The sequence below is a fragment of the Bacillus sp. FSL K6-6038 genome (assembly GCF_038050455.1).
Taxonomy (GTDB): domain Bacteria; phylum Bacillota; class Bacilli; order Bacillales; family Bacillaceae_G; genus Bacillus_A; species Bacillus_A pseudomycoides.
The window spans coordinates 1-15,000 of the sequence record NZ_JBBOUH010000001.1 but is presented as its reverse complement, the minus strand read 5'-3'; the positions used below and the strand labels follow the sequence as shown (position 1 = coordinate 15,000).

Here is a 15,000-nt window from a genome sequence, read left to right as displayed (position 1 = left end):
CGTGTCGTTGACGACGCTTATTAATTTATCACATTAACAATTAATAAGTCAACTCTATTTTTCACTTTTTTAAAATAAATGCCAAAATGTTATTCATCCTGGCATTATATATAATTTAATGATAACTAAAGCACAAATACCCGGTACCCCCAAAATGCTAGAAATAGAAGCTGTACCAATATTAATTGGAATATGAAAACCAAAATATGTTCCAATCACATTAACGGCAAACAATAATACTACACCTATCATTACTTTAACGAATATCTTTCCTATGAATTGCAACGGTTTCACTGAGGCGCCAAAAATCAGCAAAACAAATACCAAAGCAAGAATTCCACCAATAATCAATGTAGAGTTCATTTTCCCCCTCCTTATATAACCTATACACTCTATTTGTATGGGACAAGGAAACAAAAAATACCGTTCAATTATTTTATTCAGTGTGGAGATTCATCCCTACTAATTATTAGTTCTCACTGATCGGGATTTTACGAGCAATTGATCACTTATAATTCCGCTGCATTTTTAGATTGAGATTTCGCCGCCCGAGAATAATAGTATAAAGAAAAGACCCTATTTTAAAAAACAGGGTCTTTTACCATTGCTCCATTTTTACAGGACGCCTTTTTGCTTCTTTTAGTAAGAAAAAGTATTTTGCTTCTGCTATTTTCAAAGAACATAGTACATCTTGAGATGGTTCGACACTTTGTTCTACCATCCTTTTTTGACGTAACCACTCATTCTTCACTTTTTCTAATGCAGCAATTAACTTATCATCATATTCTTTTCGCAACTTGCCCTTTTTTTGAAAAAACATTTTGATTTCTCCTCTTATATTTCTCTACGGCCTTCTAGAGCCTTCGATAGCGTTACTTCATCCGCATATTCTAAATCTCCACCAACGGGAAGACCATGCGCAATACGAGTCACTTTAATACCTGTCGGTTTTAAGAGGCGGGAAATATACATCGCTGTAGCTTCCCCTTCAATATTCGGGTTCGTTGCTAAAATAACTTCTTGTACAGTTTCATCTTGTAACCTTTTTAATAACTGTGGAATATTAATGTCCTCCGGTCCAATTCCCTCCATTGGTGAGATTGCACCACGAAGCACATGATAGACACCTTGATATTCTTTCATTTTTTCCATCGCGATTACATCTTTTGCTTCCTGTACAACACAAACAACCGATTGGTCACGATGTGAATCATCACAAATATAACAAGGATCACGATCTGTAATATGTCCACAAACAGAACAGTATGTTAAATTCCGCTTTGCATTTACAAGTGATTTAGCAAAATCTAATACGTCGTCTTCTTTCATATCTAACACGAAGAAAGCCAATCGGACTGCCGTTTTCGGACCAATCCCTGGCAACTTCATAAAGCTATCGATAAGCTTCGAAATCGGTTCTGGATAATGCATATATCAATATCCTCCTACTAGAACATTCCACCTGGTAAGTTTAAGCCTTTTGTGAATTGCCCCATTGTAGAGTTTGAAAGTTCCTCAGCTTGCTTAAGTGCATCATTTGTTGCAGCTAACACAAGGTCTTGTAACATTTCGATATCTTCTGGGTCTACAACTTCTTCTTTAATTTTCACTTCAAGAATTTGCTTGTGACCATTTACAATAACGGTAACCATTCCGCCGCCAGCTGTACCTTCAACTGTTTTTTCACCAAGTTCCTCTTGTGCTTTCGCCATTTGCTTTTGCATTTTTTGCATTTGTTTCATCATGTTATTCATATTTCCCATTCCGCCACGCATCATAATAAATTCCTCCTAATTGTTGTTATTCTTTTATTTCAATAAGTTGTTGCCCTACTAATTTTACCGCCTCTTCTACGAGAGGATCTACTTTTTGTTCCGCAGCTTCTTCTGAATTCCCACCTTCACGTTGTAAAAATTCTTCGCGAATTTTCCCCCACTCACTCTTTGGAATTGCAATCATATTCAACCTTTTACTCAACAATTCAAAAAGAATTTGTTCTACGGTATCCATTGCATCACGATTTTCACTTGCCATTTTGCAATGTATCTCATATTGGAAAGCTAACACATAAGAATCTTCAGAAGCTGCAACTGGTTCACTATTCTCCAATAATACAGCAAACGCTACTTTATTATAGGATTTAAGTCTTCCTAGCAACTCACCCCATATACCTTTTAATTGCTCTAAATCTTGGCGTTTCGCTTGCTTTAATACTTCATGTACCCGTCCAACAGGTATTTTCATACTTCCTGTCCGCACAGGTTTTGGCGTTGTACGTGTCTCTCTTACTTCCTGTTGCGCACCAACTGGCACACCATTCTTCTTCACATGTTCTAGTTCTTTTTCTAGTTGTTGCATTCTATTCATAATTGCTTGCAAACGGTCTGCACCATTCGTCTGCACCATAAATTGCTGGCAAAGTTGCACCATAACAACTTCTAAGAAAATCCGCGGATGATTTGTCCACTTCATCTCCTGTTGCCCCTTACTGAGCGTATGAATAATTTCATAAATCATCTCAGGTTGCATCGCTTCACTTAGCATACGGAACTGGTCATCTACAATTACCCGTTCTAACATATGTTCCAATTGTGGTGAAGTTTGATATAAGAGCATATCACGATAATAGTAAATGAAATCTTCCATAAAACGAACTGGGTCTTTTCCTTTACTCATCATATCATCAATAATACGCAATGCTCTTGATACATCATTCTCGCGTATGCATTCTACAAGGTTACCTAAATATTGTTGAGAAACAGAACCTGTTACCGCTAAGACATCTTCAGTCGTAACTACTTCATCGCTATAAGAAATAGCTTGGTCGATCAGACTGAGTGCATCACGCATACCACCCTCAGCAGCACGCGCAACAATTTGTAATGCTTCATCTTCTACCTTTGTACCTTCATTTGTAACAACCGTCGCTAATCTCTCTACAATATCATGTACTGATATCTTCCGAAATTCAAAACGCTGACAGCGTGAAATGATTGTAGGTGGGATTTTATGAGGCTCTGTAGTCGCTAAAATAAAGATAACATGTTGTGGCGGTTCTTCTAACGTCTTTAAAAGCGCATTAAAAGCTCCCATAGAAAGCATGTGGACCTCATCAATAATGTATACTTTATATCTCACTGCACTTGGGGCATACTTTACTTTATCTCTTATATCTCGAATTTCATCTACACCGTTATTTGAAGCCGCATCAATTTCTAATACATCCGAAATAGACCCTTGTGTAATGCCTAAACACGCAGGGCATTCATTACAAGGTTCAGCTACTGGAGCATGCTCACAGTTAATTGTCTTTGCAAATACTTTTGCAATTGTCGTTTTACCTGTTCCTCTCGGGCCTGAAAATAAATAAGCATGCGAAGCTTTCTCTTGAAGAAGGGCATTTTGCAACGTTTTTGTTACGTGCTTTTGACCGACTACATCTTCAAAATTTTGCGGTCTCCATGTTCGGTATAACGCTTGGTATGACACGAAAATACGGCCTCCCTCAAAGGTTATTATCTTGTATATTATAACCCATTCTGTTTATAGATTCCAAAAGTTATTTTCTATACAAAAAACCCACCTCTTTATATAAGGTGAGTTTTGTATACATATATAACTGCCGTGCACCTTCTGTCGATTACGTACCATAAGCGTTACTTAAGCAGTTAGCTCGGTTCAGGCACTCCTGCGGCACACGAGAAAACCCGCTTATTGCTGCTTCCTTCCGGACCTGACAAGGTTCACGGGGTCCCGTTGCGCAGGACCCAAACGTCAACACCACTTACTTAAGGCAGGCCTTACAGTAACATAACCTCGAGAAGGGATTCGGCCTCGCTAGAGCGGATTGCGAGTACAGGGCACCGCTACCTCCCCGCTTAGCACGGCAAAGTTAAAACCAATATTCGGTTGCCTTAATGAAGGCAATATCAGTATAACTTGTTTCTTCATAAATTGCAAATATGTTAAGCACCTGTATTTTTATCCAATTTTTCCTTCTTCTCTTTCCTTCTTTTACGAAGCTCTCTAAAAAAATTCGTTAACAACATGCCACATTCTTCTTCCATCACACCAGATACTACTTCACATTGGTGATTAAAACGCTCGTCCGTTAAGAGGTTCATTAAAGTGCCTGCACATCCACCCTTTGGATCACTTGCACCATATACGACACGTTTTACACGGGATAACACAATTCCACCTGCGCACATCGGACATGGTTCTAATGTAACGTATAACGTTGCATTTTCTAAACGCCACGTACCTAACTTTTTACAAGCTTCATCTATAGCTAATAACTCTGCATGAGCAATTGATCGTTGCTCTGTCTCTCTTAAATTGTGAGCAACGCTGATTACTTCCCCACCGAGTACAATAACAGCTCCAATCGGAACTTCTTGTATTTCTTCAGCTTTCTTCGCTTCTTCTATTGCAAGCTGCATAAAATAAATATCTTGTTCCATAATACAGTCCTCTCATTACGAATAAAGTATTATAACCCTTTACTACTATATCAATCCATTTTGATTTTTGGACATATAACCCCCTGCTACGCAAAACAAAAAGTAAACTCCACTCATTTTATCCTTTTGTTTTCACTTGACATGGCGTAGGAAAAGGATCTGACCGCTTCTACCTATGATCGGATTCTCTCTCCAGCCCAAAAGGAAGGTTTTATGTCAGTTTTTCAATTTATATTTATATACATACTATTCAATTACACTTCTCCTTACAGATACGGGATAACTTTCACACATTCAATCCACTCTAAAGAAAAAGGAAGGGTGATTACATATGAAAAATACCGCATTGCTCATTATTGACATGATTAACGACTTCCAATTCTCGCATGGACCAACCCTTGCACAAAAATGTCAAATAATTATAGAGCCTATTTTACACTTAAAACGAACAATGAAAATGAATGGTTATCCTGTTATTTATATTAACGATCATTATCAACTATGGAGAGCTGATATCGATCAACTTATTACTCATTGTACAAATGATTATAGCAAAAATATTATACAAGCAATCGCTCCCGGGGCAGATGATTATGTGTTTATTAAACCACATTATTCAGCATTTTATGAAACTCCCTTAAATTCTTTATTAGGACATTTAAAAGTTGAAAAACTTATCATAACAGGGATTGCAGGAAACATCTGCATCCTTTTTACAGCCAATGACGCTCATATGAGGAACTATACTCTATATGTACCTCAAGATTGCACTGCTTCTAACTCTGATCAAGATAATAAACACGCTTTAAAAATAATGGAAACAACATTAAAGGCAAATATTACACCCTCTTTTCAATTAAAACTTGAATAGCGTGCGTCGATTTCCCAACTTTTTATGACAAATTAGTCCGCTTGCTTCCCTCTTGTGCTACAATAATTCTGTTTTGTGCTTTGTATTTACAGGAAATTATGAATTGAAAGGAGGAAACAGCGTGACCGGAGTACCATTTATTACGGTTGAAGGACCTATCGGTGTTGGAAAAACTTCACTAGCGAAGGAAATTTCAACTCACATGCAACTCCATTTATTAAAAGAGATTGTCGATGAAAATCCTTTCTTAGGGAAATTTTATGAAAACATTGAAGAATGGAGTTTTCAAACAGAAATGTTCTTTCTTTGCAATCGCTATAAACAATTGGAAGACATTAATATAAAATACTTGAATCAGCGTAAACCAGTGGTAGCAGATTATCATATACTTAAAAATTTAATTTTTGCATCTCGCTCATTAAAAGACGCTCAATATGACAAGTACATGCAAATTTATCGTATTCTTACGCAAGATATGCCCGTACCAAATGTCATTGTATATTTAACAGCAAGTCTAGAAACATTACAAAAACGAATTGCAATGCGTGGACGTGAATTTGAGAAAAACATGGATCCAAATTACTTACTACAACTCACTAAAGATTATGAAACGGCAATGGATGCTTTTAAAAAGGACCATCCTGATATTCCAGTATTAAAATTCAATGGAGATAACATGGATTTCGTGAAGAACAGTGACGATCTAAATGTAATTTTATCCACTCTCCAAAATACACTCTTAAAGGGGACGAAATAGCAATGAATTTAAGGGAAAAGTATGATATACCAAATGATGCAGTAATTACAATTGCTGGTACAGTTGGCGTTGGTAAATCAACTATGACAACCACACTTGCCAATGCTTTAGGTTACCGAACATCATTTGAAAAAGTAGATTCAAATCCATATTTAGATAAGTTCTATGCTGATTTCACGCGCTGGAGCTTTCACTTACAAGTTTATTTTTTAGCAGAAAGATTTAAAGAACAAAAAAGAATTTTCGAATACGGCGGTGGCTTTGTACAGGATCGTTCTATCTATGAAGATACTGGCATTTTTGCGAAAATGCATCATGAAAAAGGAACAATGACAGAAACAGATTATGAAACATACAAAGGGTTATTCGATGCAATGGTTATGACACCTTACTTCCCGCACCCAGACTTATTAATCTATCTAGAAGGTTCTTTTGATGATATTGTCAGTCGTATTCAAGAACGTGGTCGCCCTATGGAACAACAAACTCCAATTGAGTATTGGCAAGAAATGCACGGACGTTATGAAAACTGGATTAATAACTTTAATTCATGTCCTGTCCTACGCTTAAATATTAATGAATACGATATTTTAAAAGATGAAGACTCAATTGAACCAATTATTAAGAAAATTGGTCATTTCTTAAAACAAACACGTAAGCTTGTAAAATAAAAAACCCGTGCGAATGCACGGGTTTTCCTATTAACTTACTTTTTCTTTTTCGTTGGAGCAATAATTTCGCTCTCTGGTTTCCCAGCATTAATACGCTGACGAACCGTACTTGTACTAATATCATATGTCTCAGCAATTTCTTTAACGGTCATTTCTTTTCCATTAATGATTGCTGTTAATACTTTACCAGTACGTTTTGGAGCTACTTCTTTTTTTGTAGTTTGTTTCGGTGCTTCTACTTTTCTCAATTCTTTCTTCACATTACAAGTACAACCGCAAAGTTTACGGAATGTATCATCACTTATAATACGTGATACGTTTGCACCACTATTTAAAATTCTATTGTTCTTACAGACTGGACATTGTACATAGTATAAAGTTTTTCCATCTAAAGGAAACGTTTGTATAATAAGATCCATGTTGACTCCTTTCATATCTATGAAGATAATCATCGGAATATGAGTGTTTCATAAGGCGTTTTCCCGCCTTACATCATACTTTCTGATTGGTTTTAAAATAAAAACTCGTTACGTGTTGGTAACGAGTTCTCCAATCTCCACTTATATGCGCTGTTGTCAATTATATCTGGAGGAGGTAGAGGGATTCGAACCCCCGCGCGACTCTCGCCGCCTGTCGGTTTTCAAGACCGATCCCTTCAGCCAGACTTGGGTATACCTCCATATTGACATCAAATATAATATCAAAAGAAAAACAGTTAGTCAAGTACACTATAATAAATTATAGGAAAAGGAAAAAACAATCTCCTTTTCCTACATTTTTTTTACTGACAACACTCATACCGATGAAAGTTTCAATTTATTTAATAACTGTTTTTCCTCCCATATAAGGGCGAAGAACTTCTGGAATTATAATTGTACCATCTTCTTGTTGATAGTTTTCTAAAACAGCTGCAACTGTACGTCCAATTGCAAGTCCAGATCCATTTAGTGTGTGAACAGGTTCTGGTTTTGCATTCGGTTCACGACGGAAGCGAATATTCGCACGTCTTGCTTGGAATGCTTCGAAGTTACTACAAGAAGAAATCTCACGATACGTGCCATAGCTTGGAATCCATACTTCAATATCGTATTTCTTCGCTGCTGTAAATCCTAAATCTCCTGTACACATGCTCATAACACGATATGGTAGACCTAATAATTGTAACACGCGTTCCGCATCATTTGTTAATTTTTCTAATTCTTCATAAGAATCTTCTGGTTTAACAAATTTCACAAGCTCAACTTTATTAAATTGATGCTGACGGATTAAACCACGTGTATCGCGTCCAGCTGATCCTGCTTCAGAACGGAAACAAGAGCTAAATGCTGCATAACGAATTGGTAATTGCTCTGAACTTAAGATTTCGTCACGGTGCATGTTTGTTACAGGAACCTCAGCTGTAGGAATTAAAAAATAATCTTCACTCTCAATACGGAACGCATCTTCTTCAAACTTTGGAAGTTGTCCCGTTCCTGTCATACTTGCACGGTTTACCATATACGGAGGTAAAACTTCTTCATATCCATGTTCATCAGTATGAAGATCCAGCATAAAGCTAATTAAAGCACGTTCTAATCTTGCACCTGCACCTTTATAAAATACAAAGCGGCTTCCCGTTACTTTAGCAGCACGCTCAAAATCTAAAATTCCTAAATCAGTTGCAAGATCCCAGTGAGGTTTTGGTTCAAAGTTAAATTCTTTTACTTCTCCCCAAGTACGCGCTACCACGTTATCATCTTCTGTTTCGCCAATTGGTGCAGACTCATGTGGGATATTTGGAATAGAAAGCATTAATCTCTCTAAATCTTCTTCAACTATACGAAGTTCGTTATCAAAATCCTTTACCTTTTCCCCTACTTCACGCATCTCTAAAATTAATGCCTCTGCATCTTTCTTTTCGCGCTTTAACACAGAGATTTGTTGAGACACTTCATTACGTTTACTTTTCAATTCCTCTGTTTGAACAAGTAGCTCTCTTCTTCTTGTATCTAATTCTTCAAAACGACCGAAATCAGTTAAATCTTCACCTCTATGCTGTAACTTTGCTTTTACTTCTTCAAAATTCGCACGTAAAAATTTAATATCAAGCATTATATATTCCTCCTTTTATTTTATAAAACACAAAAACTCCCGTCCCTGTAAAAAGGGACGGGAGTTAACCCGCGTTGCCACCCTAGTTGAAAGCAATATTGCTTTCCTCTCAAGTAGAAATAACGACTCTTCACCGGAAATGTTTACTAATCATAAAGATATTCCACATTTCATTCCAGGATGGATTCACAAACTGTTTCTATCGGTTTCCACCAGCCACCGACTCTCTATAAGAAACAACATTTGTTACTACTTCCTATCAACACGTTTATTTTATAAAATTGTTACCATCAATTTACTATAATCTTACACAAGTTGCAAGTTACTTATACAACTTTTTTCATTTTCTCCTCTTTCACCATCTGTACAAAATATGCTGTAACACGATGGTCATCCGTTAACTCCGGATGGAAAGAAGCTGCTAAAAATGGTCCTTGTCTTACTGCTACCATTCGGTCATTGTGCATAGAAAGAATTTCTACGTTATCCCCTACACTTACAACGTATGGCGCACGAATAAATACACCAATAAAGTCTTCCCCTACACCTTTTATCGAAAGGGAAGCTTCGAAGCTATCCTTTTGGCGTCCAAACGCATTACGTTCAACTGTAATATCCATAGCACCGATGTGGGATTCTTCATAACCAATAAGATTGTTTGCAAGTAAAATCATACCTGCACACGTACCGAACATTGGTTTACCAGATTTCGCAAATTCACGAAGTGCCCCCATAAAATCGTACTTATCAATAAGACGGCGCATTGTTGTACTTTCACCGCCTGGCAAAATAAGACCATCAATTTCTTCAAGTTGCTCCACACGCTTTACAATTACAGCATCTGCACCACTTGCTTCAACTGCCTTTACATGTTCGCGAACAGCTCCTTGAAGACCTAATACACCGACTTTAACCATTTGAAAATCTCCTTTAATTACCAACCGCGTTCTTGCATGCGTTGTTCTGGTAATAATGTTGAAATTTCGACACCTTTCATTGCAGTACCTAATCCTTTAGAAAGGCTTGCAATTAGCTCATAATCTTCGTAATGTGTCGTTGCTTCAACAATAGCACGTGCAAATTTTTCTGGGTTTTCTGATTTGAAAATACCAGATCCTACGAACACACCATCTGCACCAAGTTGCATCATTAATGCAGCATCTGCCGGCGTTGCTACACCACCTGCTGCAAAGTTTACAACTGGTAGGCGACCAAGACGTTTGATTTCAAGTAATACTTCATAAGGAGCTCCAGTATTTTTTGCATATGTCATTAATTCGTCTTCACGTAGGCTTACAACTTGATGGATTTCTGCGTTTACTTGACGCATATGACGTACTGCTTCTACAATGTTCCCTGTTCCAGGCTCGCCTTTTGTACGAAGCATAGATGCACCTTCCGCAATACGACGCGCTGCTTCTCCAATATCACGACATCCACATACAAATGGAACAGTGTAATCACGTTTATTTAAATGATATACTTCATCAGCTGGAGTTAATACTTCACTCTCATCAATGTAGTCTACCCCTAATGATTCCAGTACACGTGCTTCCACGAGGTGACCAATACGGCATTTTGCCATAACTGGAATTGATACAGCACCCATAACTTCTTCAACAATTGTTGGATCTGCCATACGTGCAACGCCACCTGCTGCACGAATATCTGCAGGAACGCGCTCTAGTGCCATAACAGCAACCGCGCCCGCTTCCTCTGCAATTCTTGCTTGCTCAGCGTTAACTACGTCCATGATAACGCCGCCTTTTTGCATTTCTGCCATTCCACGTTTTACACGTTCTGTCCCTGTTACATTTGTCATGTACAAAAACCTCCCTAGGTGAATTGCTTTTCCCCATTAACGGCGAAAATTGAGAATACTCTTACATTCTACCACTAACTATTAGAGGCTTGTCCACTACTTTTTCATAAAGTCGGTATGAAAAATAGGAATAAAAAAAGCTCCTACAACGAGGAGCTCTTAAAACCAACCTTTTACTGTATCAACAGCACTGTTCCAAATACCACTAAAGAAAGAACCGATACCACGCATAGAACGTACAAACCAGTTTGCCTTTTCTACTTCTGATTTTGTAATAAGATCTACTTGTAATGATTTACCTGATAGGAATCCAGGATCATTATTATCTTTAGGTGATATAATCATTTGACCAAGTGTTGTACCTTTTTTAATTGGTGCTTCTTTATCTTTGCTTACATCTTTAAATTCTGTTTTATAGGCGTCTTTACTTCCTTTTAACATCGGAAGCGCAATTGCTTGTTTAGTCTGAATTGTTACATCTTTATCTTTCGCATTTTCTACTCGTACAGTTTCATGTCCTTTTACCGCAGATCCTTTTGGATATACCTTTTTCACTTCAAAGTTTGTAAAACCGTAATCAAACAATTTCTTTGTTTCGTCAAAACGTGCTGTATGAGAATTTGTTTTAATAACGACAGAAATTAAACGCATACCATTTCTTTCAGCTGTACCCGTAAAACAATCTCCAGCTTCTGGAGTAGATCCTGTTTTCAAACCATCTACACCTTCATATTCCTTAACTAATCCTTTTAGCATCCAATTCCAGTTATCCATTTTAACAGGATATTTCCCACCTTCTTGGAATACTTTTTTCGGAATTTTAGCTGTTTCTAATACTTTTGGAAAATCTTGAATAAGATGTTGTGCTAAAATTGCACAATCTCTAGCAGACATTTTATTTTCCTCGTCTGGAGTTGTACCTTCAGGTTGTTGTCCTTTTAAATCATGATTTGTTAAGCCAGTAGAGTTTACGAATTTATAATTCTTCAATCCAAGCTCTTTTGCTTTATCATTCATCATTTTTACGAAATCTGCTTCTTTACCTGCAATTGCTTCAGCTAAAGCAATTGTTGCTCCGTTTGCAGAATAAATTGCCATCGCTTCATATAGCTCTTTTACCGTGTAAGAGCCACCATTTTCTAATGGAACATTTGATAATGAGCGATCTTGTGAAATCATATGTGCGTATTCAGAAACTTTTACCTTTTGGTCCCACTTAAGTTTTCCTTTAGCCACCGCTTCATTAACTAAGTATTCACTCATCATTTTTGTCATACTAGCAATCGCTAATAATTCATCTGCATTTTTTTGATATAAAATTTTTCCAGAATCTGCTTCTACTAAAATTGCTGCTCCTGCTTCAACATTTAAAGCAGCACCTGTTTCTGCCGATGCACTACCATATGTAACAAACATGCTACAAAATAGTGTAAGCACTGTTACCATTGCAATAAATCGCTTGCAAAACATACCTTTCACTTTTGTTACCCCCAATATCTTTGTACTCACATAACCGTTATTCTAACATAATCAAAAAAAAATAGACAGAGATATCAAATCTCCATCTATTTACATATAAGACATTATAAAGAGTAATTTGGTGCCTCTTTTGTAATTTGTACGTGATGTGGGTGACTTTCACGTAAACCAGCACCTGACATACGAATAAATTGTGCATTCTCACGTAAGAATTCTAAGTCATTTGCTCCGCAATACCCCATACCTGCACGTAAACCACCAACTAATTGGTGAACTGTATCAGCTAAAGGTCCTTTATATGGCACACGGCCTTCGATACCTTCTGGAACAAGTTTTTTATTACCTTCTTGGAAGTAACGATCTTTACTTCCTTTTTCCATTGCTCCAACAGAACCCATACCACGATACACTTTAAATTGGCGACCTTGGTAAATTTCAGTTTCTCCTGGACTTTCAGCTACACCAGCAAACATACTACCAAGCATTACAACGTGTGCTCCTGCTGCTAAAGCTTTTACCATATCACCAGAGTATTTAATACCACCATCAGCAATGACTGGAATACCGTGCTTACGAGCTTCTGTCGCACAATCATATACAGCTGTTAATTGTGGTACACCAACACCAGCTACAACGCGTGTTGTACAAATAGAACCTGGTCCAATACCAACTTTGATAACATTTGCACCTGCTTCAATTAATGCGCGTGTCGCTTCAGCTGTGGCAACGTTACCTGCAATAATATTTAGTGTTGGGTACTTCGCACGAACTTCTTTCACCTTCTCAATAACACCTTGAGAATGTCCATGAGCTGTATCAAGTACAATTACGTCTACGTTTGCTTTTACTAATGCATCGATACGAAGAATAGCGTCTGCAGTTACACCAACTGCTGCTCCAACTAACAAACGACCTTGCTTGTCTTTTGCTGAGTTTGGAAACTCAATTACTTTTTCAATATCTTTAATTGTGATAAGCCCTTGTAATACACCGTTATTATCAACAAGAGGGAGCTTTTCAATTTTATATTTCTGTAGGATCTTTTCAGCTTCTTCTAGCGTAGTGCCAACTGGAGCTGTAATCAACTTTTCTTTTGTCATTACATCGGAAATTTTAATAGAGTAGTCTTGAATAAAACGCATATCACGGTTTGTAATAATACCAACTAATTTTTGCTCTTCTAAGTTATTTACAATTGGTACACCTGAGATACGATATTTTCCCATAAGATGCTCTGCATCATATACTTGATGATCTGGAGTTAAAAAGAAAGGATCTGAAATAACGCCGCTTTCAGAGCGTTTTACTTTATCAACCTGCTCAGCTTGTTGCTCGATAGACATATTCTTATGAATAACTCCTAAACCACCTTGACGTGCCATTGCAATAGCCATATCAGCTTCTGTTACTGTATCCATTCCTGCGCTAATTAAAGGAATGTTTAACTGCAAGCTTTCAGATAGAACTGTCTTAACACTTACTTCTCTTGGCAATACATCTGACTTCGCTGGTACAAGTAATACATCATCGAATGTCAAACCTTCTTTAACAAATTTAGATTCCCACATAATTGTTCCCCCCATGATACCAGAAATTATTATTAGTAGCTTAACAATTGGTTAAAATACTGTCAAGAAAGTGCGTAAATGTTAGAATTTTTAGATAATAAAAGGAGCGTAATATATGCATCATACATCTCATACTTGGCAGCAATTAAGTTTCTTTTTTTCATCCCAACATGTACAGCGTTATCTTGCCCGCTGTTATGAAAAATTACCTATTGAAAACGCTGAAAAAAAAAGCTTCGAAAATTGTTACCCTTTTATTTATTACTTAGAGCACGGAAAAAGTTATTATGAATTATGTAAAACTGCACCCTTTTCAATCCAACCTATGCTGTTATTTTATGGAATGAGTCAACTTTTAAAAGCATGCTTATTAACTGTTGATCCTAACTATCCAGAAACAACAACAATTTTGGCACATGGAGTAACAACACGTAAACGAAAAAAACAAGGATATCAGTTTTTAGAGGATGAGGTTAAAGTGCAGAAGAATGGATTATTCACCCATGTTGCAGAACGGATGTTTCACATGAAACACTTGGAGGCCGAGAAATTTATTATGTTAGAACTAATGGGGAAAATCCCCGAATTAGAAACCTTATTCCAGTATAGTCAAAAAGAGAAAATGTTATATAAGGTTCATACGGTAGACGAACATCATATTTCATTTTCTTCCAACATACTTGATCGTCTACATATGACGAAAGAGCGTTTTTCTCGTTACATAGAAACATCTTGTAAACATCTCAGTATACAGTACACACCAAGTGAAACCTTTGAATCTGATCTACTATTCTCAGCTTCCACTAAAACATGGAATCCTTTGTACAGTACACCTTTATCTTTTGATTGCAATACCAGCACTTACTATTTGCCAATAACTAAAGACGTAAGAAGTTGTAAATTATTCTTACCAGAACCACTCATACATTATTTATTGCTCTACAATTTAAGCATGATTTCTCGCTACGAGACCGACTGGTGGTATGACTTATTAGGAAGCTATGCCTCCGAAGATTACCCATTTATTTATCAATTTTTAGGAATCTCTACAAAGAAAATCCCTTACTATGTTTTACTGTTTTTACTAGGTCAACAATTCCCTATTTCTTAGGAAATAAAAAAGCACGAGTCAAATGACTCGTGCTTTAATTGCTTGGCGACGTCCTACTCTCACAGGGACAAGGTCCCAACTACCATCGGCGCTAGAGAGCTTAACTTCCGTGTTCGGTATGGGAACGGGTGTGACCTCTCTGCCATCATCACCAAACTATTGAAGGC

The 15,000-nt window shown here is 37.1% G+C and carries 16 protein-coding genes, 1 tRNA gene, 1 rRNA gene, 1 other RNA gene and 1 other annotated feature; of the genes, 4 read left to right on the top strand and 15 right to left on the bottom strand.

The features are described from left to right. Positions 1-93: 93 nt before the first annotated feature. From NSQ40_RS00095 to tadA, 7 genes are all read right to left on the bottom strand, one after another. Positions 94-363: a pro-sigmaK processing inhibitor BofA family protein gene (locus NSQ40_RS00095; RefSeq protein ID WP_003205416.1), complete on the bottom strand. Its 270-nt coding sequence runs from the start codon at positions 361-363 to the stop codon at positions 94-96. 235 nt (positions 364-598) lie between these two features. Beyond that, positions 599-820 carry a YaaL family protein gene (locus tag NSQ40_RS00090; protein WP_003194164.1) on the bottom strand — a complete coding sequence of 74 codons (222 nt, stop codon included), beginning with the start codon at positions 818-820 and terminating at the stop codon, positions 599-601. 14 nt (positions 821-834) lie between these two features. Next, positions 835-1,431 (bottom strand): recombination protein RecR, encoded by a 597-nt coding sequence (gene recR / locus NSQ40_RS00085; RefSeq protein WP_003194165.1) that lies wholly within the window; start codon positions 1,429-1,431, stop codon positions 835-837. A 17-nt stretch (positions 1,432-1,448) separates the two neighbouring features. After that, positions 1,449-1,775, bottom strand: coding sequence for a YbaB/EbfC family nucleoid-associated protein (locus tag NSQ40_RS00080; RefSeq protein ID WP_170957107.1), 327 nt, complete (start codon positions 1,773-1,775; stop codon positions 1,449-1,451). Positions 1,776-1,800: 25 nt separating this feature from the next. Beyond that, positions 1,801-3,489, bottom strand: a complete 1,689-nt coding sequence (gene dnaX, locus NSQ40_RS00075; protein ID WP_003194170.1) for a DNA polymerase III subunit gamma/tau — start codon at positions 3,487-3,489, stop codon at positions 1,801-1,803. Positions 3,490-3,622: 133 nt separating this feature from the next. Further along, positions 3,623-3,887, bottom strand: an RNA gene (gene ffs, locus NSQ40_RS00070) — signal recognition particle sRNA large type. Positions 3,888-3,965: 78 nt separating this feature from the next. Then, positions 3,966-4,463: a tRNA adenosine(34) deaminase TadA gene (gene tadA / locus NSQ40_RS00065; RefSeq protein WP_003194173.1), complete on the bottom strand. Its 498-nt coding sequence runs from the start codon at positions 4,461-4,463 to the stop codon at positions 3,966-3,968. Between the two features lie 331 nt (positions 4,464-4,794). On the opposite strand from tadA, the gene NSQ40_RS00060 reads away from it, so the two are divergent. From NSQ40_RS00060 to NSQ40_RS00050, 3 genes are all read left to right on the top strand, one after another. Then, positions 4,795-5,334 carry an isochorismatase family cysteine hydrolase gene (locus NSQ40_RS00060; protein WP_003194175.1) on the top strand — a complete coding sequence of 180 codons (540 nt, stop codon included), beginning with the start codon at positions 4,795-4,797 and terminating at the stop codon, positions 5,332-5,334. 121 nt (positions 5,335-5,455) lie between these two features. Beyond that, positions 5,456-6,091, top strand: a complete 636-nt coding sequence (locus tag NSQ40_RS00055; protein ID WP_033795803.1) for a deoxynucleoside kinase — start codon at positions 5,456-5,458, stop codon at positions 6,089-6,091. A 2-nt stretch (positions 6,092-6,093) separates the two neighbouring features. After that, complete coding sequence (locus NSQ40_RS00050) at positions 6,094-6,762, top strand: deoxynucleoside kinase (protein WP_003194179.1); 669 nt, start codon at positions 6,094-6,096, stop codon at positions 6,760-6,762. 35 nt (positions 6,763-6,797) lie between these two features. Here NSQ40_RS00050 and NSQ40_RS00045 read toward each other — a convergent pair whose 3' ends face one another. The 7 genes from NSQ40_RS00045 to guaB form a co-directional block, all read right to left on the bottom strand. After that, on the bottom strand, positions 6,798-7,181 hold the full coding sequence (locus tag NSQ40_RS00045; protein ID WP_003205423.1) for a DUF3797 domain-containing protein: 384 nt from the start codon (positions 7,179-7,181) through the stop codon (positions 6,798-6,800). A 167-nt stretch (positions 7,182-7,348) separates the two neighbouring features. Then, positions 7,349-7,441, bottom strand: a tRNA-Ser gene (locus NSQ40_RS00040). Positions 7,442-7,578: 137 nt separating this feature from the next. Next, the gene (gene serS / locus NSQ40_RS00035; protein WP_003194183.1) at positions 7,579-8,853 is read right to left on the bottom strand and encodes a serine--tRNA ligase; all 1,275 of its coding nucleotides are present in this window, start codon (positions 8,851-8,853) and stop codon (positions 7,579-7,581) included. 50 nt (positions 8,854-8,903) lie between these two features. Continuing rightward, positions 8,904-9,125: a binding site (T-box leader), on the bottom strand. Positions 9,126-9,179: 54 nt separating this feature from the next. Then, the gene (gene pdxT, locus NSQ40_RS00030) at positions 9,180-9,770 is read right to left on the bottom strand and encodes a pyridoxal 5'-phosphate synthase glutaminase subunit PdxT (RefSeq protein WP_003194184.1); all 591 of its coding nucleotides are present in this window, start codon (positions 9,768-9,770) and stop codon (positions 9,180-9,182) included. Positions 9,771-9,787: 17 nt separating this feature from the next. Further along, on the bottom strand, positions 9,788-10,675 hold the full coding sequence (gene pdxS / locus NSQ40_RS00025; protein ID WP_003194186.1) for a pyridoxal 5'-phosphate synthase lyase subunit PdxS: 888 nt from the start codon (positions 10,673-10,675) through the stop codon (positions 9,788-9,790). Between the two features lie 159 nt (positions 10,676-10,834). Continuing rightward, a complete protein-coding gene (locus tag NSQ40_RS00020; RefSeq protein WP_033798313.1) occupies positions 10,835-12,154 on the bottom strand; it encodes a serine hydrolase in 1,320 nt (439 codons plus the stop codon). Between the two features lie 104 nt (positions 12,155-12,258). Next, on the bottom strand, positions 12,259-13,722 hold the full coding sequence (gene guaB / locus NSQ40_RS00015) for an IMP dehydrogenase (RefSeq protein WP_018783552.1): 1,464 nt from the start codon (positions 13,720-13,722) through the stop codon (positions 12,259-12,261). A 115-nt stretch (positions 13,723-13,837) separates the two neighbouring features. Between guaB and NSQ40_RS00010 the strand changes: the two genes are divergently transcribed. Then, positions 13,838-14,833: a YaaC family protein gene (locus tag NSQ40_RS00010; RefSeq protein ID WP_003205428.1), complete on the top strand. Its 996-nt coding sequence runs from the start codon at positions 13,838-13,840 to the stop codon at positions 14,831-14,833. 40 nt (positions 14,834-14,873) lie between these two features. Here NSQ40_RS00010 and rrf read toward each other — a convergent pair. Next, a 5S ribosomal RNA gene (gene rrf / locus NSQ40_RS00005) occupies positions 14,874-14,989 on the bottom strand. Positions 14,990-15,000 lie beyond the last annotated feature (11 nt).